16 protein-coding genes are annotated in these 20040 nt (G+C 62.3%); all 16 read right to left on the minus strand.

The genetic code is table 11. The annotated features are described in order from the left end of the window. Positions 1-114 precede the first annotated feature (114 nt). Complete coding sequence (locus tag QPK29_RS21145; RefSeq protein WP_400189822.1) at positions 115-498, minus strand: hypothetical protein; 384 nt, start codon at positions 496-498, stop codon at positions 115-117. A gap of 103 nt (positions 499-601) precedes the next feature. Next, complete coding sequence (locus tag QPK29_RS21150) at positions 602-1888, minus strand: hypothetical protein (protein ID WP_371770974.1); 1287 nt, start codon at positions 1886-1888, stop codon at positions 602-604. Positions 1889-1896: 8 nt separating this feature from the next. Then, complete coding sequence (locus tag QPK29_RS21155; RefSeq protein ID WP_371770975.1) at positions 1897-2442, minus strand: hypothetical protein; 546 nt, start codon at positions 2440-2442, stop codon at positions 1897-1899. Positions 2443-2499: 57 nt separating this feature from the next. Next, a complete protein-coding gene (locus tag QPK29_RS21160; protein ID WP_371770976.1) occupies positions 2500-3564 on the minus strand; it encodes a hypothetical protein in 1065 nt (354 codons plus the stop codon). After that, positions 3522-4001: a hypothetical protein gene (locus tag QPK29_RS21165; RefSeq protein ID WP_371770977.1), complete on the minus strand. Its 480-nt coding sequence runs from the start codon at positions 3999-4001 to the stop codon at positions 3522-3524. Before QPK29_RS21165 ends, QPK29_RS21160 begins: the two co-directional genes overlap by 43 nt. A 75-nt stretch (positions 4002-4076) precedes the next feature. Continuing rightward, entirely contained in the window at positions 4077-4529 is a 453-nt protein-coding gene (locus QPK29_RS21170; protein ID WP_371770978.1) for a hypothetical protein, read from the minus strand. Positions 4530-4539: 10 nt separating this feature from the next. Next, positions 4540-4767, minus strand: a complete 228-nt coding sequence (locus QPK29_RS21175) for a sigma factor-like helix-turn-helix DNA-binding protein (protein ID WP_371770979.1) — start codon at positions 4765-4767, stop codon at positions 4540-4542. A 12-nt stretch (positions 4768-4779) separates the two neighbouring features. Continuing rightward, positions 4780-5097 (minus strand): hypothetical protein, encoded by a 318-nt coding sequence (locus tag QPK29_RS21180; protein WP_371770980.1) that lies wholly within the window; start codon positions 5095-5097, stop codon positions 4780-4782. A gap of 55 nt (positions 5098-5152) precedes the next feature. Continuing rightward, complete coding sequence (locus QPK29_RS21185; protein ID WP_371770981.1) at positions 5153-5677, minus strand: DNA topoisomerase; 525 nt, start codon at positions 5675-5677, stop codon at positions 5153-5155. Positions 5678-5679: 2 nt separating this feature from the next. Then, the gene (locus QPK29_RS21190; RefSeq protein ID WP_371770982.1) at positions 5680-7191 is read right to left on the minus strand and encodes a DNA topoisomerase; all 1512 of its coding nucleotides are present in this window, start codon (positions 7189-7191) and stop codon (positions 5680-5682) included. Between the two features lie 152 nt (positions 7192-7343). Beyond that, positions 7344-13340: a strawberry notch-like NTP hydrolase domain-containing protein gene (locus QPK29_RS21195; protein WP_371770983.1), complete on the minus strand. Its 5997-nt coding sequence runs from the start codon at positions 13338-13340 to the stop codon at positions 7344-7346. A gap of 156 nt (positions 13341-13496) precedes the next feature. Then, positions 13497-14288 (minus strand): hypothetical protein, encoded by a 792-nt coding sequence (locus QPK29_RS21200; protein ID WP_371770984.1) that lies wholly within the window; start codon positions 14286-14288, stop codon positions 13497-13499. A gap of 195 nt (positions 14289-14483) precedes the next feature. Next, on the minus strand, positions 14484-15155 hold the full coding sequence (locus QPK29_RS21205) for a hypothetical protein (protein ID WP_371770985.1): 672 nt from the start codon (positions 15153-15155) through the stop codon (positions 14484-14486). 144 nt (positions 15156-15299) lie between these two features. After that, complete coding sequence (locus tag QPK29_RS21210; protein ID WP_371770986.1) at positions 15300-18452, minus strand: hypothetical protein; 3153 nt, start codon at positions 18450-18452, stop codon at positions 15300-15302. Between the two features lie 29 nt (positions 18453-18481). Further along, positions 18482-18769, minus strand: coding sequence for a hypothetical protein (locus tag QPK29_RS21215; RefSeq protein ID WP_371770987.1), 288 nt, complete (start codon positions 18767-18769; stop codon positions 18482-18484). Further along, positions 18744-19943: a hypothetical protein gene (locus tag QPK29_RS21220; RefSeq protein WP_371770988.1), complete on the minus strand. Its 1200-nt coding sequence runs from the start codon at positions 19941-19943 to the stop codon at positions 18744-18746. Before QPK29_RS21220 ends, QPK29_RS21215 begins: the two co-directional genes overlap by 26 nt. Between the last annotated feature and the right edge of the window lie 97 nt (positions 19944-20040).

A 20040-nucleotide genomic window follows, 5' to 3' on the forward strand; every position in this document is an offset into this window, starting at 1 on the left:
CTTTCAACTGGCAACCCTCCGGTACCGAATGCGTTTTATCTTCATGGCTTGACCTGATCCTTCGTTTTGTTCGAAATTTCTAGTTGGGCGAATTCCACCAGCGCCCGGAGGAACCTAGTTCGCGGCGTTGGCGTGCCCCAGGTGAGCAGACGAGCGTCTCGCAGCGAGGGGCATGTAAGGCTGCCGGTGCAGATCATGGAGCCGCTGCAGCTCCTGCAGGCGCTCTGGCGGGGGCGCCGCCGGGTGCTTCGCCGACCGCCCCGTATGCTCCCGAAAATCTCCCATCAGGGCACGGAGCACGACCAGGCTCAGCCCTGTCTCCTCATGCATATTGATCAGGAAGGCCGCCGAGATCGGGGCAAGGCGCTTGCGGATCTTGCAGACCTGCGAGGGCAGCACACCGAAGCGTGCCGCGAGCTGGCGGTCGTTCTTGACCCGAAGGACACGCACGAGCATGTCCATGAGATTCTCAGGGGCGTAATGTGGATTGTTTTTCATATCCTGCTCAGTTGTAGGACCACAAAAAAGGCCGGTGAACCCGGCCTTTTCGACTGCTACGGCGGATGCCGCTGATAGACGGGTTGGCTGATGCCTGCCACTTCTAGCGCGTCGATGTCGCCCGCTTATGCTGCGCGGCGAGCTCCGGCATGAAGTCCTTGTTGAGGGATGCCTGGTAGACGGCGCCGAGCAGCGCATTCGTCTTCTGCGTCTCCATCAGGCTCTTCGACATCAGGCTGGCCATTTGCGCCGACAGCAGCAGCTGCTCGCGCTGGAGCGTCACCTCATCGGCCGCGCCGATCTCCTTGATCCACTCCGGGTTGTCATACCGGCGCGCGGCATCGATGTACTGCAGGTGGTGCAGTGAGATGCCTTTGGACTGCCAGTCCGGAGCGGCCTCAGGGAGGTGCTGGGCGAGGTAGCGCGCTGCCGCGCCGCCGCCTTCCTGCATCGCCTTCAGGATCGGGATGGTCGCCGCGTACTTCGTGCGGTTGCTCGTCCACTCCTCGACCGGGCGCATGGCCAGGTCGACTCGCGCCTGGTAGCTGTCGCGCAGGGCGAGATAACGGCGACCCTCGTCGGTCTTGGCTTCGACCTGGGTCAGGTCGCGCAGCTGCACTGGCGCCGAGAGGTTACGCACATAGGCGGTGGCGGCCGCGAGTTGCTTGTCGCTGAACGACAGCGAAACCTTGCCCTGGTCGGCCGCTGTCTGCGCTCCGTCGAAAATCGTCGCCGCGCGAATGTCGGCGTCTGGAAGGCCCGTCGAGACAGATGGCGTGGTGCCGGCCCACGTGCACGACTGGGCACGCACCTTGCCGCTGGCGTACGCCTCGCAGGCACCGCGCTGCGCCATGACGGCCTGCACCTCCGGCGGCGGCGCGAAGTCGTCATTGCGCGCGATCGCGACCGCCTTATCCATCGACGAAGAGCCGGTAGATGGCCGGCCGCCGCCACCACCGGAGCCGCGGGGCCCGAAGGCACCGCCGTTGGAGCCGCGGAAGCCTGGATTGATCCGATCGAAGCTCGGATCGGCCAGGCCGCGGGAAGCATTGGCGCATGGGTCGAGTGGCAATCTGGTCTTGCGCTCGAGCTCGGTGGCCTGCTTCGTGCGTTCGATATCGATGTTGCGCTCAACTTGATTCTGGCTTGCCTCCGCAATCTGGTTCGCGACCTTCGCCGAGTTGGCGGTCATCACGTTCTCGATGCGCAGCAGAGCCTGACCTATCGTGGTGAAACCGCCGGTGATGGCCGCCGTCGTGCCATTCACTGCCGCCGTCGTCAGGTTGATCAGGGGAGCCAGGACCGCGGAATCACCCAGCGCGAAGGAAGGGGTAGACGCGCTCACGGCCGCGATCGCGGCCACAGCAATTATGGTTTTCTTATATCGCATTGCACACCTTAGGGCATGATCATGTTTTTGAGCTTGTCCCAGGCATTGGCCACGTAGCTGGTCGCCTGACTTGTCACCGAGGGCTGGCTGTTCATCGACGGCTGGCTGCCCGTCGTCATCGACGGTTGCAGACCCCCGAGAGCGCCGCTGATCGAACTAGTCGACACGCCTGGGATGTTGACGCCGTTAATCGTTCCGTTCACGCCCTGCACTGCCTGCTGCTGCACCTCGCTGATCTTTTGCGACAACTGCTGCGACAGTTTCTGGCACGCCTGGTTGGCCAGCTTCGTGACCAGGGCAGACGCGCCAGGCGTAAATCCGAAAGCGCTCATGTCGACCGCAGAGAGCTGGTCGAGGCAACCCGACTTGATCAACTGACCAGCTTGCTGGACGGCGTTCAGCACGGAGGTTGACCGGTTGCTCTCGATCTGCCGCACCTGCTGCTGAATCGCCTGCAGGTCGGCACGGAACTCATTGCACGTGGTCGCGGCATCGACATACGTACTATAGACATAAAACAGAACAAATAAGGGCAAAAAAAATCGGCGTTTCATTTCAGGCCTTTTTGGGGGATACGTAAGTGTCGCACGGAAACATTTCTTGCGCCACTGTTACGGCCCAACGCTCGGGTGCGACTCGTCCTGGTCTGCTGGCGCCGTGATCACATCGAAACCAGCGACAGCCACCAAGTCAGAGAGCGTCTCGACTGTCACGGCCCTCGCTTTGTGCAGCACATCCGGCAGACTGCTCGACGCTTTGGCGAACCGATTTTCGAACGCTTCCTTGGAAATCGCCTCACCGGCCCGGAACCAGTCCATTACCCGTTGGGTGCTCGCCACATATTCCGCGCGGTAGATCTCTGCCGCGTGGCGGATCCACGACTGCATGACGACCGTGCGCTGATCGTTCGACAGTGCGGACGCAAACTTGATATCGGTCAGGAAAGTGTTCATCGCGCCGGCGAAGTCCGCTTGCATTGCCGAGACCACGGCCGCCTTTTTCTGGCCGAACGTGAACGACAAGCCCTTCGAGTTCGTCAGCCGTTGATCGGTCACGCCTTCGAAGAACCGCAGCGTCGCCTGGTGCATCGCGAGCTGGAGCCGCGTTTGCATGGTTTCCGGCGAATCGACGCGTTGATAGCCCATCTTGCCCATCATCAGCTCGGCATGCGCCTGGCGCTGGTTGAGGAAATCAGGGTCTGCGAAAACGGCGGCCACCGTCCGCACGAAGTCGTCAACACGGGCCTGCTGGTTTTCTTGCGTGGATTTTTCCCAGATCTGGCCCACGATGTGCGAGAGCATCGAGTTGAGCTCAACGCGGTCATAGGCCTTCGCGGTAGGGCTGACGCCAAACCGGTCGGACATCACCTTCGCCAAGCCGTCCGTCGAGGCGATCATGAAGTCGAGGGCTGCCTTACGCTCCTCCATACTGGCGTTCGTACCGGGACGCTGGATGATGCCCAGCATCAGTGGGCTCATGTGATTCAGGTACCGGATCGAGACGTTCGCGTCCTTCCAGGCTGCCGAATAGAGATCTTTCGAGTCGCCCGCGGCAGAGCGAAAATGCTGCTCCATCACATTTCGCACTACCTCGGCCGGGGCGCGCGGCGCCGGCGTGCCAGCGGCAGCCGGCGTCACGCCGCCTGCTTGGGCTGCATCTGCTGATAGAGAGGCCATTGCTTCAGTTCCTTGTCTTCTGCCTGCGTCAGGCCACCACGCTGCTCGCGCGGCATCGCCCGGAAGAATTCGAATACGGGGGTAATGTCGATGATGCCGGGCTTACCCATGCCCAGGACATCGCGCGCCGCTTCGGACAGCGCGGCCAGGCGCAGGCCGTCTTCCAGAACGCCCCCGGTCGGCGCCGCAGCCATGAAGCACTCGCCGAAGATGCCCGCACGGTCAGGGATGTACGAAAAGCCGCAGTTGATCTCGGTCGAGGTGAGCGTACGGGTCAGCTTGCGCTCGGCCATGCGTCCGAGCAGCGGCAGGAAGCCCTGCGCCGAAAATACTTCGTCGGGATAGATGATTCCGCCGTCGAGCCAGTAGGTCGTGCGCTGGTCTTCGGGGATGTCATCCTGCTCGGCCGTTGCGAGCAACGCTTCCATCAAGTTCAATTCTGTTCTCCTGGTTGGCCAGCCGTGCACAGCTGACAAGGTGATTGCGACGCGGATCGCGGCCGCTTGCGCGTCTCAGGCCGAAGCAAGGCCGACGACGTTTGCGCCGGCGACCTCGTCGTAATTGTCCACGTCGCCCAGCGAAGATGCTTCCTGCACCGAATCCATACCCATCGCACGCATGAAGCGCTCCAGTCCGCCACCGGTGCGCGCAGCGGAGCGCGAGAGGTATTCGCATGCCACCTTCAACTCGTTGGGGCGCTCGAGGAACGCGGTTTGAAGGGATGGAATAACCGCGGGCGATGCGTCGACGATCTGCAGCCAGGCCTCGAGGTTACGAGGATCTTTCACCCAGGCGAGCGTCTCGTCGTAGTACTCGCCGTCCGGCGAAGCGAGGTCGGCGGCGGCGCCACCGATCATCTCGATAAACAGAAGACCGCGGCCGCGTTCGGAGAAGCCGTCTCGATTCCCTGTAACGACCAGCTCAGCGGGCACATCGTTGTCGAAATCGGTCACGATTTTTGGCATGTCGATTCCTTTAAGCAGCCGCAGGGCAGGTAGGCGCGTGCGCCGCCATCCGGCGCAAAGAGCGCAGGGTCTCACCCAGCAGCTGATCGTAATGCGCCGGGTCCATGTTCAGACGCCGGCAGGTTACCTCCCGCGTCTCGTCGGCCACGTACCGCGCGCTGTAGACTTCTCGCTGATCTTCCGGCAGCTCGTCGAGCGCGCGCACCGCGATCGAAGTGCCTTGATTGATGCCACTCATGATTGGCTCCGATCAGGAGGGACGGCCTGGCGCCATCTCTCCCGATTCATCGTCCTGGTCGGACGCGTTTTCGACCTGCTCTTGCGCCATGCGCTGCCTGACCTGCTCGCGCACGGCATTGATTTCCGACAGCGAGCCGACGGCGACTTTTTCCGATACCGGCGCCTTCTTGTCCAGAACGCTCTGGAGCGCTGCCACAGTTAGCGGCAGGGCTGCGGAGCAGTTATCGCGATCGAGCTGCCTGAGCGTATTGGTGATCACGACCGGGCTGCAGCCGAGCCCCTGGCCGCTCAGTCCAATAGCGCGTCGCGCACCGTTCAGCGTCTTCATTATTTGCTCCGATCTCATGTGGTTGTCCTTCGAATGTGTACGGATATACCGTTCGTTAATTTTGGCGGACGCTGGCTGGCGTGGTTGCAATTCGACCACTTGCTTTTCGCTTTTTTGCATCCGCAACCACAGCTGCTACAAACTTCCGGATCACCGCTATGAAGCTTTCAGCCGTGACCTCGCCTCGTTCGATACGCCTACACAACATCTCCCACTTTGCCGTCAAGCCGACGCTCTTGAGCTCGGCTGGCAAAGCGGCTTCCAGCTTTCTTCCTGCTTCCGTCATCACAACCACCGTGGTCTGGCGGCCGCCAACGAGACGCGTTTCTCGTGCCAGTGACTTATTACGAATCAGGTCGATAATACCTTCGCTACGTGTTCGAGCCGTACCAATTCCGTTGGTCGCCTCGAGCACGGCCGCGTCAGCAGGACTGTGGGCGTGGCGCGCAGCGAGCAGCATGTCTTCCAGCAGGCTGGCCTCGGTATGACAGGGCGGAGGCTCGTCTTGCGTGACCTCTACTCGTGCCGCTACCGCACCGACAATTGCCCCTACCCGCACGCGGCTGATGTCCAAACTCATGCTCAGGCGGCCTCCGCTTCGTTGTCGTCGTCTACTTCGATCTCTGCTGGAGCCGCTTGAGGCACATCATCGTCCCCAACGTCCATCTCCGGCACCTGCGAATCAGCCTCAGTCCAGCCGTAGCGCACCACCTGCGTCGAGTCCGCGACGAATACGTCGTCGCCGAACGCTGCCTCTACCGTGGTGACGTCGTATTCGAAGTCAGGGTAAAACTGCGCTGCGAAGCGGTGCGTGACCATCTCAAAGACCTCACGCTCGGCCGAGCTCAGGTCGCGCCCGGATGCCGGCAACGTCCCCAGGGGCACAATCGCATGGTGCTCGTTTTCACCGATTTTTGCGTCGTCCACCGAGGCAGGATGCGCGCCGGCATTGGCGCCACGCATGACCTTCCCGAACATGGGAGACAGACCAGCCATGATTGCGCGCGCTTCCAGCAGCATGGTCTCGGGGATGTACGGGCAGTCGGTACCGATATATGAAATCAGGCGATGCTTCAGGTACAGGTTGTGCATCGCCTCCGTGACGTCTTCCATCGGGATGCCCAGGCGCTGGCTCGCTTCCATCTCCAGCGTGGACTTCGTGAATGGCATTGGCGGCGCCTTGCGCTTGCGACGCACGGCTGCCTTCTGATACCGCCCCTCTAATCCACCGTTAATCCTGTCGACGATGGAACGGGCGAGCGCTTCGCTCGTAATCCTTCCGCGGACGTCGATCCCTTCCGTGTTCTCGGCTCCCGGCCGGGCCTTCCAGCGCAGCTCTGTACCGTCCTGCAGGGTAATGATCGGCGTGTAGAAGTGTGTCGGAACGAATTCGTCTCTCTCGCGCTCGCGCTTTCCTGCGAGCCAAAGGATCGGACCTTTCAAGCGCCCTACAGCCACCGACTTGTCGTGCAGGAGTGACTGGTAGGCACGCGATCCATTGAAGCCGACAAGCCAATCACCTTCCTGGCGCGCGCGCGCCGCCTCGCCGGACAGCTGCCACCGCGGAAGTCCATTGGGCGTCAGTTGCGAAAAGGCCTTCTCCAACGCCGTAGGGTGCATGTCGGTCACGGCCGCACGCAAAATGTGGGTGGCCGTGGGATCGAGTCCCAGCTCGCGGAAGAGCTCGTCCATGACGAGTTGGCCTTCCCTCCCCTTGTCGCCGGCATTGACGATGATGTCGGCGGTTTGCACCTCGCGCCGGATCGCAAGGAATAGAGGATCGGGAACAGCCGCGCCGTCGCGCACTACGATCGAACCATCCGCCGCGCGACACGGTCGCGGCCCGCGCTTGTGCGACGTCGGCATCACGGGCAGATAGTCGAACGGATCAGACCAGGTGTGCTCGGCACCGACATACTCGTCGATCGGCGCCATGTCGATCAGATGGCCGTTTGTGTAGCCGACGAAGTCACCATTCGGCAGCCGGTACCCGCAGTCCTCGCGCCGGGACCGCCCGCCCTGCTGCGCCGCCAGGAAGGAGGCAATCTCCTTCGCTACCGCAGCCTTCTCGGCGAGGATCACAGTGCGCGGCATTTATCGGTTCCAAATTTTCTGTTTCGTGGGATAGCTATGGTACAAGAATAAGACCATAATTGAAAGTTAGCAACTTCTATTGTGCGTTGTAAAAATCTGCAAATGACTAGCCAAAAGTAAATAAGGCCGAGGAATTTTCCCCGGCCTCGGCCTTATGCTGCGCGTTGCTCGTCTGGCCCGCTCTCGCAGAGGTCGTTATCGGCGTCGTTGCCGTCGATCTCATCCACTTGGTCCGGTTGCTCGCCATTCAGGTGCAGGCGCTGCATCTGGCGCCGCATCATCTGGGCCTCATGCGCAGCCTCACGGATCGCGCGCGATTGCTCGCGATTACGCTCGGTGACCGCCATCGCGAGCAAGCGCATCGCCGGCGACGTCGAGTAGAACTGACGGGTTTCGGTCGCGCGCATGACGTGGCGGCTGAAGACGGCCAGCTTGTGACGGATCATCTCGTCGCTGTCGCGATTGCCGCTATCGTCGGTAAAACGCAACAGAACGCGGACGGTCGCAGAGGTCTGGCGGCCACGCTCAATCTTTACGCCCTCGATCCCGAGTTCCTCATTAATGGCAGTGGCCAACGCCGATTGCTCGTTGCGGTCGAGGCAGGTCTTGCGGATGCGCGCCCCGACGCCGGCCAGCAGGTGCTCGGCCTGCGCGTGAGGCGTGCGCACCTCGCTGCGCTCCGCCATCTCCTCCATGCTCAGCTCCTCCTGCATATCCTGCTGCCAGGTGGTGCGGGTCGGCAGCCAGTAGATCGACACGTCGGCATTCTTCGAATCTGCCGCCGAATGCAGCGCGCGGCTCTCCAGACTCGAGCGCAGGAACTCCTGCCAGTAGTGGGCATTCTTCGATGGCGGCCGGTTGAGGGCCGACCAGGTCGAGCAGAACAGCGTCGTCACGCCTTCCGGTGCCAGTTCAACCGGCACCGTCGAGTAGATCGATTCCCTGGTCATGTACGGACGGATGTTGATGACGCGGCGCGGCGCCTCGGCAGGCATCTGCAGTACGGCACCCGCGCCAATCTTATGCTTTGCCGCGATCGACGCCGCGCGGAACAGGTTGCCGCACAAGACATAGCGCTTGTGCACATGATCACGTTCGAGATACGCGTTGAACTCGTCCGGCACCTCCCGGCTGAGCAGACCGTCCTCGATACGCTCAGCGCCAGGCAGCCACAGGTCCAGACCGGTGAACTGCTTCTTGTAGAGGTCGGCCAGGGTGAAGCGCTCGGGCGACGTCCAGCCGGCCATCTGGATCGTGACGACCCAGCGCGCCAGGTTCGTCTCGCGGCCGCGCGGGGGCAGCGTGAGCGAAGTCACGGCGCCCTTCATGACCTTCACCTCGCCGATGCCAAAGTTGCGCTCACGGACGATCACATATTGGCCTGGCGTGAAATGCTGCAGGTGCGACAGCAGCCAGTCGCGGCGGCGCTCGATGACCTGGGTCGGCGTCACGAGCTGGTTGCCGTTCTCGTCGCTCGTGCGGGCAGCGACAGTCTCATCGGCGGTTTGTCGCGCAGCATCCGACGACCGCATCATCACCAGCATGGCATCGAACATCTGATTGACCCGCGTGCGCAGGCCGGACGGCACCATGCGGATCGCGCCCGTCATTGGTCCCACGACACCTTCACCGGCCGACCTGTAGATCGCAGGGACTTCCATGTCCGGCACGAAGTCGGGCGTCTGTCCCGCCTGGCGCGCCTGTCGCGATTCGAAGAACATGCGCTGGGTGTTGCTCTCGATCTCGGCCAGCACGTCGTCCCACTTGCGAGCGGCGACCTTGACGCGGGTGGTGACGGTTTGCAGCTCGACAGCCTCGTCGAAGACCGAGTCGACTTCGCCGTGGTCGTTCAGGCGCGCCGGCAGCAGATCTTCGGACGCGGTGATCGCGGCCGCGTCAAAATCAGCCATGTTCAGCACGTTTGTGCGCAGCGGGTTGATGCCCTGAGCGTCCAGCTCAGCGACAACCTCGTTGAAGTTGTACGAGATCTCCTGGTACACCTGACGCGATTCCTTATCCGGAAGCAGATCCAGGCGCGACACCGTGCGCTTGGCCAGGCCGTGCGTCGACGCATTTACCTCGGTACCGTCCGCGTGGATCGCCTCGGGCATGAACGACCGGAACTCGATGCCCAGGCGGGTTGCGATCGCCGGGTTCGCCTGCAGGAAGTCACGTACCGACGCATCGCCGACGTTGTTGAATAGGTCCGGTAGCTCGTGCAATTCGAAGCGGCTGGAGCGGTTGCTGGTGGCCGAAGCATACAGCTTACGCAGATGAGCGTAGTGAACCATCATGATGCGCGCCTCGGACTGCAGGCCCGACGCCAACATCTCCACCTCGGGGGGAATAACCTGCCCGCGGCGATCGGCGCGGCCGATGGCCTGCACGTAGTCCACGATATCGCCGAACACCTGGCAGAACATCTCGGTGCGCTGGCGCTGGTCGGTAAAGTCTTCCGACGCGTGCAGGCTCATACCGGTCGACATGGCCTTGTTGCCCACCAGGGCGTCGTAATCGCCGAAATTGAAGCCGCGCTCGATGTTGCTGATCTTCGATTCGTGGGCCGGACGCGGTGCCACCGTCCAGTGGTCCGGCTGCATGTCGATCACTTTGTACTTACGACCGGTCGCCTCGCCCACCGTAAAGCCGGCCTGGCGGATCGCATTGCAGATCGTGTCGATCGGCGAGCAGTACAGGTCATCCGGAAGCTGGTCGATCATGTCGTCCAGCGTGCGCAGGCCTTCGACGATCGCTTCACGCTCCGCTTCCGATGCCATGAACTGGGAATCCAGCACGTTACCCTCGATTCGGTTGCCGTCGGCATCGACATGGGTCATGCGCACCACAGTGTCGTACATCGCGCGGAGCGTCAGCTTGAGGGTCTGCGGGCGGATCCTGTAGGTGCCGTCGGCATTCTTCACCGTGTCCGGATCATCGAGCGCTTCCTTGATGCGCTGCTCGAAGGTCTGCTCCAGGAATATGATCGGCTTCTTCCCTTCCTGGATTTTCGCTACCGCGCGCTCGCCAGCATAACGGGCCTGCAGAGCGACGTTGAGGGTGCGCTGGGTGGTAAATAGCAGACTGCCGAAGCTGGTGGTCTGCGTCTTGACGCCGTCGATCATGCGCTTGATCCGGCGCATCTCGCCCTGCAGGCGGCGCAGAGCGTCGCCGTCCTCGCCCAGCATGCCGATGTCGGCCGAAAGCTTGGTCACCATCTCGGCGGTGAGGTCCAAGTCCTCGATACGAAGGTCCAGCAGGTTCGTCAGCGTGCCCTCGATCGGGTGTGCGCCGTCGAGCAACGCCTCGGCCGCATCGACCGCCAACGACTGCGCGTCGATGACGTGGGCCGCATGCCCAGCTGCGAGAAATTCTTCATTTTCCGGCTCCGCCTGGTTGGCGATCGCCTCTTCGTTGGCTAGCTGCACGGCGTAGGTATTGGCCACCAGCGCCGCGGCATGGCGAGCTGCTTCGTTGATGGTGTCGTCGTTACCGCCATCCGCCTCGCCGTCCGGAGCGTTGGCATCTTGGGCGGCGCGGGCGCGCAAGGCCTCGATAGCCTGGCGGGACGACAGATTCGCGCGTTCGAGGGTTGCGGCGATGAAGCGCTGCGCGGTGTCCAGCTTCTGCACCTGGGCGCGGGTGAGGCGGCGCCCCACCTGGTCCGTCACGCCACACAGGCGCTGGAGGCCCTGCAAGATGACCGCGACCTGATCGGAGATCTTCTCGTTGCCCGCCAGGCGCGCGTCATCGACAGCCATCGTGATGTCCAGCTGGGATGCGTCGCGCTCGCGGCGGATGAACAGGCCGTCTTCGGCTAGCATCGCCGTGAACACTTCCTGGATGCTCTCGCCGCCGGCCTGCATCGCTTCGGACACCATCGACGTGTCGATCGATGCGGGCAGCATGCGGCTGTAAAAGCTCATCTGGCGCGCGTCCTTCAGCCAGGTTGCCGACGAATAGACGACCGCTTTCGCGTTAGCGGCTACCGAAGTGCACACAGAGCCCAGCTGGGAGGTATCGCCGGCGGCGATGTGCGCTTCGTCGAAGATCACGATGCATTTCGGCGCGATAGACTTGATCCACTCGCTCTTGTCCGAGTCCTCACCCTTGCTGAATTGCGAGTAGGTGCAGAAAACCAAGTTCGGGTTGTCGAAGCCTTCGAGTCCGAATTGGAAGTTCTCGGTGAATTTCTTGCGCGAGACGCCGCTGGCGATCTTGTCCAGGTTCTCTGAGAACTGGTCGACCACCTGAGCGGAGTGGTTCAGCACCATCGGGCGCAGCTGGGTGTGCAGGCCAGTTTTCTTTAGGTCGCGATAGAAGTCCGAGAACAGGCTATCCTGCTTGGTCACGAAGATGACAGCCAGTCCGCGCTGCCACGCATACGAAACGGCCGTCGCGATGGTGGCGCCCTTGCCGGCGCCAGTCTGGTCGCCCAGCACGAAGCCCTTGTCGCGGTCCAGTGCGCTGACCATCAGGGCCGAGGCATCGACCTGCTCTGGCGCCAGGTAGGCGAACTGCTCGTCGGTGAAGCCGATCGCGTTACGCACGTATTCGTCGATGTTGCCGCTGCGGTCCTGAAGGTTCTGCAGCGCCTTGTAGGTCGGGCCGGCCAGGTTGCGGGGGATCATCAGCTGGATGTCGCCGTTCTTCGAGAAAGCGTCGTACGGCAGCTGGTAGCTGTTTTCGGCGTTCTCGTTGGCGCGCAGGGCCGCTTCTTCCTCCGCCGTCATCTTGTGTCCGGCCGACTCGTGCACGCGCACCAGCACATCGTTGGTGAAGGTGCGCAGCGCATCCCAGTCGTACATCGTGTCCTGGCGGCGCGGCACCCAGTCTTCGCCGCGCAGCTCGCGCTCCTTGGCGCTGAACTTGCGGCCGACGGTGACCATCAACAGGCCGGACTGCAGGTTCATCTTGCGACGCATGACCGGCGACAGCAGACCGATACCGAGGACGTCGTAATCCGCTTGCAAAGCGCGCAGCAAGCCGTTGACACGCTCCTTCTCGGCCTGGCGGTCGACCTCGACAGCACTGGAGTACTCCGGGAAGGTCAGGATGGTCAGGCCGTTAGCGTGGCGGCGCGCCATCGCGGCGCGCATCTCCGCAAAGGATTCGGCCGTGACGTCGTCGCGGCTGATCAGCGACTGGCGGTGCGGCGGCACGGATTCAGCGAACGAGCGCTCGACGAAGCTGACCGAGGTGGGCACGAAGGCGCGCAGGCGCGCTTCGCTCGATTCAGGGTCGACAGGATCGGTCAGGGTCACATACGACGCGCCCAGCAGCGAGGCGACGGTACCATCGTTCAGCTGCGGAATGTAGATGGGGATCTGCCCTTCGCCACCGAAAGCCCGGACCAGCTCTTGGGCAGCGACCGCCGCCGGCAGCGGGATCGCGCCGGCGCCCTTCTGCGGGCCGGCGTATGAAGGCGAGTTCTCGTACAGCAGCTGCGCCTCGCGGTAGGCAGCGTCGCCGGCCAACTCGTGGCGCTCGAGGACACGATTGGCCATCTCCACCTCGATGGTCTGGGCGACTTCCTCGACCTTCAGGCGATCGAGCGAGGCGCCGCGTCCGTACAGCACGTCCACGAAGCGGTTGACGTCGGCAACGTCGGCATGCGAGCCAGCCATCAGACCAGCGATAAAGCCGCGCACGCAGCTCACCAGGTTGGTTTCGTCAGCGCGCAGCAGGAAGGCCGCCGGCATGGCACCCTCCTCGACACGCTGCCCTTCCGCATCGACCAGGAACCGACTGCCTTCCGGACGCTCGAACACGCGGTTACCCATCAGGTTCATCCCGATCGGCGCGGCGACGCGCATGGCGGCCGTGATCGCGATCTCCTGCGGCGAGAGCTTGGCGCCACCCTGCAGGCGCAGGCGCACGTCCTGCGCGCTGCCGATCTGCACTTGGCGCGCCAGTGGGAAGACAGTCCGGAATTCGGAGAGCATGGGGGTCTTCGTCGGCGAGAACGGACGAATCAGGAACGGCTTGCCAGTGGGGACGGGCTTGAAGTTCAGTGGAGCGCGCTGGCATGCCTCCCACTCGGGCGAGCCCATCGTGAGGCCCACGAGAATCAACAGGTTCTCCTTGAAGCCTTCTTCCTTGATGAAGCGCAGCTTCACTGCTTCCGTACCGAGATCGAACCAACTTGGCATATCTACTCCTGTTTGTGAATTCTGGGTTGCGTCTGACCGATGGCTCTACGGTAAATGAACTCGTGAGGCGTGGTTGCGCCGTGGTGTGTAAAAACAAAAAAGCCCCGCACGGTGGCGGGGCTTCTTGCAGCTCCCCCTTTTGCGGGGACCGGCTGCTCAGGCGTTTTGGGCAAAGGCCGCGGCATCAGCCTCGCCACCGTCGTCGGTACCGAGGATGTCCGAGGCGCTCAGCTGGGCGTCGTCAGCGGTGGATGCCGGGGCCGGCTGGGCTTGTGGTGCAACTGGCGCCGGCTGCGAGGTCGTGGCCGCCTTCACCTTTTCGTTCACAGCATGCGCCAGGGCGATCGTGAATTCGTGCTGCGCGCTGAAGTCGGTAACCGTGCTCAGCACCTTGCCGGAAGTCGGGTGCTTCACCTCGATCTTCTCGCCACGCGGAATCACGACGTCGCCTTCGCCGTATTTGTTGGTCAGCTTCTGGTCGCCCTGGTAACCCACCAGGCGCACTTCATCTTTCTGGCGGATGACTTCGTTCTGATCCTTATCCTTGCCTTTGCTGCCGGCCGGGAACAGGTAGTTTTTCAGGGTGATCGGCTGGGTCAGGTCAGCCGCGTTGATGGCGCCCAGCACCTGCAGCGCGCCGCTGCCCATGCTGAACTTCACCACGGCGTCCTTGCCGTCCGGGCTGCGCAGCGACACCAGAATCTTGTGCTCCTTCTCGCCCGGTTTCTGGTACACGTCCTCTTCTTTGACGAGGATACGGCGCACGTAGGCCGAGAGCAGGTCCGGGTATTCTTCCTTGTAGACGGTGCGGCCGGTAGTGGTCGTATGCTCGCGGAAGGTGCCCTCCGCATTCTGGGCATTGTGGTCGATGACGAACAGGCCGACTTTGCCGTTGTAGTTGACGAAGGTGGTGCTGCTGTTACCGCGGCCGGAGATGGTACCGAACATGATGTGTCCCTTTTCAGAAAATTGGCCCAGATCTGGTAGACAACGTCTGGGCCTTCGACGATGCCATTCGCTAAAAAACCAGTACTTCCTTAACTGCTTCAGCTGGTCGCCCATTGCGATCGCTGATGGACCCATCATAGAAATTTCGGTCAGGCGTGGTTGCAAAAAAGGCCTTGCACTCACCGGCGCGACGAATTAGGCCGTGCGGAGCGCTTGCACGGGCACCAGGAGCATTCGGCCTGCTGCGGCCGCCTGCACACGGCGGCGCACGGCTGCACCGAGCTCTGCCTGGAACTGGTTCTCGTAGCCGAAGCTCGGGGCCGCGAGGAGAGCGTACACGCCCATCGGAACCGCAACGATCGCCACCAGGCTGCGTACGATAGGACCGAATGCGGAAATGATCTCGGTGGACGGGGTGGTTCGCACGGCATCGATGACGGCAACCGCGCTGTGTGGGTCGAACGCGACTACCGCAATCCCCAGCCAGAACAGCGTCACGGGCACGGCAAAAAGAAATTTTCCGCCGGCGCGGCTGCACACCTCGGCAAAATTCCGTGCTTGAGCAAGGTAAAGGCGCCAGTCGTCGAGGACGGCCGTTTCGAGCGCCGCGTAATGCGCGTCGGCGAGCGTTCCGACTAGAACGTCGTTGACCACAACTTCCCAGTGCAGGGCGGCCGGGTTGTCGATGCGAGCCTGCAAGGCGGCTCGCTGGCGCTGGTGCCCGGTCATCGTCAAGAATGCGACAACGCAGCCCAGCGCACCGGCAGCCAGATCGCTAACCATCGCGCCGGTGATACACGCGACCAGGACGCCGGACACGACGGCAACGGCAATATCGATACGGGCGATCTTGGGGATGCTTTTCACGGATGAGGTCCTTTCGAAGTGACGCAGCGGCGATCTTGCCTCTGCTCAATTTTTAGCATCCCCGATGGAGGGCGCATGGATGCTGGGTTTGGATAAAAAAATGCCCGACTTATCCACATTTCTGTGCATAACATCGGGCGTCATTCAGGCGGCCTGCAGCTCGCGGGAGAACTCGTGGTACTTCTCGGCCAGTTCTTTCGCAATGATCGAAGTGACGGTCGTCGATTTGTCGCCCACGCGCTCGGTACCCATCATGCGGTTGCGCTGCTCGATATAGGAGCCTGCAGAACCCTTCGGGAACTCGCGCGCCAGGAACTTCACAGCTTCGGTCTCGCCAATCAGAAGCTCGAGCTCGTTGCGCAGCGGGGCGTCGGTGTCATCGGTCGTATAGCACCAGGTTTCGATCGGGCCCACTTCGTTGTCGAACACCGCCGTGACCAGGCCATCGCGCAGACGGAACCACGACCAGATGCGGCCTTGGCGATCCAGTCCATTGCGGAGGATGTCGAGGTCGGTATTCGACAGGTTCAGCTTCTCGTGCGCATACAGGTTCTGCGCCTCCGACTGCTGGCCGGCGACCATCAGCGTCGTCATGCCGTCTAGGATCTCTTGCGGATAGTCGGTGACGTACTGCGTCACGAAGTTCAGGTACACCTTGAACTTTCGAGTCTCGCGCGTCTCTTTGATGTTTAGGTTCAGGAGCCCCTGCACCGCATTCACGTTGTGCCATTCCTCGTAGGTGAGGACTTTAGGGGTCTGCTGGATCTCGCGCACGCGGCGCAATTGGTAGTCCTTGTACTCAGGACGTACCAGTGTTTCCATCTCATCGACGTCAAGGAAGAAGTTGCGGGCGCCAAGGTGGCGAGCATACAGGTACATCATCCCGGCAAATTCCTTGCCGCTGGACGAGGAGCCGCCCAGCACGTTCTGCAGGTCGGCCACGATGATGCGCGCGTTATCGACATTTACGCGGGTGACGCCCGACAGGACGGCGAATTCGTTCGTCGCATTCAGCAGCGCGCGCGACGCACGCTCAATCAGCGGCTCGTCGCGTACTCGCGCGGTGCCGTACACCTGTCGCACGCGGTCGCTCTGCAGCACCTTCGTCATGTCTTCCATGCGTGGTACGGCGTAGCGCTGCGCGATCCGGGCCGACTCGATACGTCCGGCGGCGAACAGCGCATCGACCACGCGGTAGACCGTCGGCGGCCGGACGTCGTCCATCTGGAAACCTATCTCATCCAGCTCGCGGCTGATCTCATCGCTATTCGCCCGTTGCCAGATCCGCGCGTCAGTGGAATCTGGTGCGTACATCCGGTACGCTTCGTTGATCATCGCCTTGATGAATGCACCAGTCTCGTCACCCAGACCCTTGAAGATGATCTCGTACACGGCCACCTGGAAGTCCATCTCGCCGCCCGTCGGCCGGGTGCAGCCAAGCTGGAGGTCGTGCGGGTTCGCGCAGTACATCGCGTCGTTGATGACCTTGAAATACAGCAGCTGATCGTGCAGCGAGCGAGGCAGCACAGTACGGAGGTGGCGCAGGAATCCTTTCGCCGAGGCACCCACGTCCGCCACGAGGCCATACGGAAGCTGCTGCGCACCTGGTGAAAGCGACAGGCAGTACATCACGCGGTTCACCAGAAATGACTTTCCGGAGCCCGACGGCGCGGCCCAGCCGGACACGAAGGACGCATGCTTCCGCGAGCCGATCTGGACAGGGTAGATCACGCCATCGCTGGTCTTGAACTGGAGCTGGCCGAATTCCCAGGGCGACGCCGGCCGCATCAACGGTGACATGTAGATCGCATCGGACAGTGGCGCCGGCACTACTGGCGCGCAGCTGGCGCTGGTGTATTCCGGGATAGACGACAGGCGGGCGACGTCCGGTTCACCGGTTTCGTGGCTTGCCTGCATACCGCCCCAGCTCTTCACCGCCAGGTCGAGCTCGAGCAGAGCACTCTCAGCCGTCTCCTGCGACCTGGCCCAGGTCGAGAACGACACGCGCAGCCCGATAATCGGATCGGTAGCCGCGTAGCGCTCTTGATGCTCACGCAGCTCGTCGTAGGCATCACGGATCTGACGATTTGTCGCGTTGAGCGGAGCCAGGAACGAGTTGAGGACTTGGTTCAGCTTGTTGTAATCGAGGCCGTTCGGGAGGATCTCGTAGGAGATGCTCATCGGGATACCGACGGCACGAACCTTTTGCATGAGCGCCGAGAAGATCGTCTGCGATGGGAGGTTTCGCGGCGAGACCGGACCGACCTCCATAACTGCGGTACCGTACCAGGTATGGCCAAGGGTGGCGGTCTCGTAATTATTGATGTGGCCGATCACTTTACGGGTCAGGACCTGCATCCCCAACGACAGCGGCGCGGGCGACGCCTTGTTTGCAGTGGCCGAATAGATGGCGCCCTCCTGCCCCATGAGGCGCGCCGTCCAGCCAGGCTGAAACGGGATCTCGCGGTCGGCAAAGCGACGCACTCGCTCGAAGGCCTCGCGCACCGCGAGAAGCTGCATCGACAGGCCGATCGCGCGGCTGTTGAAATCGTTCAGCAGGCTCTTGACCAGGCCTTCGTGACGCTGCAGGATCGCCGGACTGCGGCTGAGCAGAGCCTGCCCAAATGGGGAGATGACGCCGAGCGGCACGCTCTTCACACCCTTCCCCGCCGCCATGACCTTCTTCACCATGTCCTGGTACTGCTCGGTCGCGCGCTTCATCTCGTCCGGACGCAATGCCTTCATATGCGTGCGCACCGTCAGCAACGTCATCTCTTCGGCCGCACCATTGGCCAATCGCGACGCCAGGTCACGACGATACGATTCTGCGTCGCCGCCCAGGCGCTTGGCCGTGGCGAGCATCGGTGCGATCTTCTGTTCGAACACCTGCGCAGCCGTATTTGGGTCGTGCAGGAAGTACAGTCCAAACGAATACGATCGACCGTTACCGCCTGCCATATAGGCTGCGACTTTGGTCGAGACCAGTTCGGCCATACGGGCCGCGTCGGCCTCCCGCATGTTATTGCGCGCGCCACGGACCAGTAGGAACGACACCAGGGTGCCGTCGGCCATCTCCAGCGAGTACGGCTCAGCGAACGGCCCGGTATCGCCGCCATCCGCACCGCCGTGCGTACCCTTGGGGAGATGGCTGTCCTGCAGCATCTCGCTGATGAATGCGCCTTGATCGAGGCGCTGGGAGGGTACGACAGCGCCGCGCCATTGGCAGTGGACCTCTGCGCTACCGCCGCCCAGGGTGTCGTGCGCCGCCTCGGCGAATGAAAGCAGTATGTTCGTCATGTTCTGTTCGAGTTTAAGATGGAGGGCGGTTAGGCAGCTCGTGCTGGCCTCTGCTGCTCTGCAGCGTCCAGTTCCGCGCGGCGGTCGTCCGCCATCTGCTTCAAACCGGGCAGCACGTCAGGCTGCTTGAGGATCGCGACAATGTTCGGATCCCGCTTCGCGGCCGCGGTAATGATCTCCATGAGGCGCCCGATCCGGGCCACCGGCGTCATGTGGAAGATGCTGTCCATTTCCGCAGTGAGCTCGAGCGGCAACCGCCACACGATCTGGCTGAGCGCCCGATCCAGCGGGTCAATGGGAATGATCGGGGCTGACATAGCCAAACTCCTGTAATAATGCGTTCCAGCGTGGATTCGTGAAGTCCATCGCGATCGCCGCCTTCTCTAAATCGACCAACTTCTCGCGATCAACGTTGACAATCACCGAGCCGTTGCCATATCCGGACACAGGGAATCCGGCCTGCTGCATGCGAAGCGCGGCCTCGAAGCAGATCGCGCGGTCGTGTGCCCGCAGCCAGGTGCTGTGTAGATCATATTCGTTCCCGCCTGTCACCTTCGACCATTTGGACGACATCAGCGCTTGGCAGTGAATGTAAGAGACGATTCCGGACGCGGGCAGCGCCTTGACAAGCCGGTCCTGCACCAGCCCCTGCGGCAACTGGCAGCCGGTCGGCAAGGGCAAGCATGTCGATGACACCAAGTACGATTGCACGTGCACGCGGGCATAGCGGCTGATCCAGCGATACTCGACGTCGGTCATCCAGGTGCGCTTGGCGCGCTGCCTCGAAGCGCCGACCCCGTACGCAATGAGCTCCGCCAGCTCGGCCGGCACGCCATCAAACTCCACCACCGCCTGGATCAGCGTTGGCGGGAACGTACCAGCCATTACGGCATCATGGTCGAAGCCAACGTCCGATAGCGCATGCGACCAGCCAGCATCCGGGACCGGATTGCTCAGCAACCACTCGGCGTACGCCATGCGGTTAAAGCGCAGACGCACACGAACACTGTTGTCCATGAACGGGGTGTATTTCGACGACCAGCTCTGGTACGCGGCCGCCAGCTTCTGCAATAGCATGTCCTTCGACGGCGCCGCCGGCGGCAGCGCCTTGCTGATCGTTGCAACCAGGGTGTCGTCCTGCAGGTTGCGCATGACGTCGTCCAGCCCGTAGACCTCGACGGCCATGCGTACGGCGTGCTGCACGTAGATCACGAGCGCTTTGCCGCCTTCAACCGCGTGATACCCGTCGATACGAATGCCGAAGTCCTGTGCGATCTCCGACAGCTTCAGCCCCAGGTAACCAGTGCGACGCACGTGGTGCAGCTGTGCCTGGCCTCGGTTGCGGAAATCTTGAAAATCGCCCGAAGAGATCCACATGGCGTCGTTCGGCAGGTCATACAGCCCGCGAACACGAAACGGCTCACGGCCAGGCAGGAATGCCCACCCCTCCCCAAGTGTGTTCCGGTTGTCGTGCAGGATGATACCGATCATGAGCTTCTCGGCCACCTCTCGCGGTGTAGGCTTCGGCTCGGCCAGTGTCGCGCTGCGGTGCCTTACATTCGCCTCAAACATCTGATCCTTGTACTTC

This window comes from Massilia orientalis, from assembly GCF_030411975.2.
In the GTDB taxonomy this organism is placed as follows: domain Bacteria; phylum Pseudomonadota; class Gammaproteobacteria; order Burkholderiales; family Burkholderiaceae_D; genus Telluria; species Telluria orientalis.

Excerpts from the sequence above, each read along its gene's own strand:
- QPK29_RS21145 (WP_400189822.1), bottom strand. The coding sequence starts at position 498 with ATGAAAAACAATCCACATTACGCCCCTGAGAATCTCATGGACATGCTC.
- QPK29_RS21150 (WP_371770974.1), bottom strand. The coding sequence starts at position 1,888 with ATGCGATATAAGAAAACCATAATTGCTGTGGCCGCGATCGCGGCCGTG.
- QPK29_RS21155 (WP_371770975.1), bottom strand. The coding sequence starts at position 2,442 with ATGAAACGCCGATTTTTTTTGCCCTTATTTGTTCTGTTTTATGTCTAT.
- QPK29_RS21160 (WP_371770976.1), bottom strand. The coding sequence starts at position 3,564 with ATGGCCTCTCTATCAGCAGATGCAGCCCAAGCAGGCGGCGTGACGCCG.
- QPK29_RS21170 (WP_371770978.1), bottom strand. The coding sequence starts at position 4,529 with ATGCCAAAAATCGTGACCGATTTCGACAACGATGTGCCCGCTGAGCTG.
- QPK29_RS21175 (WP_371770979.1), bottom strand. The coding sequence starts at position 4,767 with ATGAGTGGCATCAATCAAGGCACTTCGATCGCGGTGCGCGCGCTCGAC.
- QPK29_RS21180 (WP_371770980.1), bottom strand. The coding sequence starts at position 5,097 with ATGAAGACGCTGAACGGTGCGCGACGCGCTATTGGACTGAGCGGCCAG.
- QPK29_RS21185 (WP_371770981.1), bottom strand. The coding sequence starts at position 5,677 with ATGAGTTTGGACATCAGCCGCGTGCGGGTAGGGGCAATTGTCGGTGCG.
- QPK29_RS21190 (WP_371770982.1), bottom strand. The coding sequence starts at position 7,191 with ATGCCGCGCACTGTGATCCTCGCCGAGAAGGCTGCGGTAGCGAAGGAG.
- QPK29_RS21195 (WP_371770983.1), bottom strand. The coding sequence starts at position 13,340 with ATGCCAAGTTGGTTCGATCTCGGTACGGAAGCAGTGAAGCTGCGCTTC.
- QPK29_RS21200 (WP_371770984.1), bottom strand. The coding sequence starts at position 14,288 with ATGTTCGGTACCATCTCCGGCCGCGGTAACAGCAGCACCACCTTCGTC.
- QPK29_RS21210 (WP_371770986.1), bottom strand. The coding sequence starts at position 18,452 with ATGACGAACATACTGCTTTCATTCGCCGAGGCGGCGCACGACACCCTG.
- QPK29_RS21215 (WP_371770987.1), bottom strand. The coding sequence starts at position 18,769 with ATGTCAGCCCCGATCATTCCCATTGACCCGCTGGATCGGGCGCTCAGC.
- QPK29_RS21220 (WP_371770988.1), bottom strand. The coding sequence starts at position 19,943 with ATGATCGGTATCATCCTGCACGACAACCGGAACACACTTGGGGAGGGG.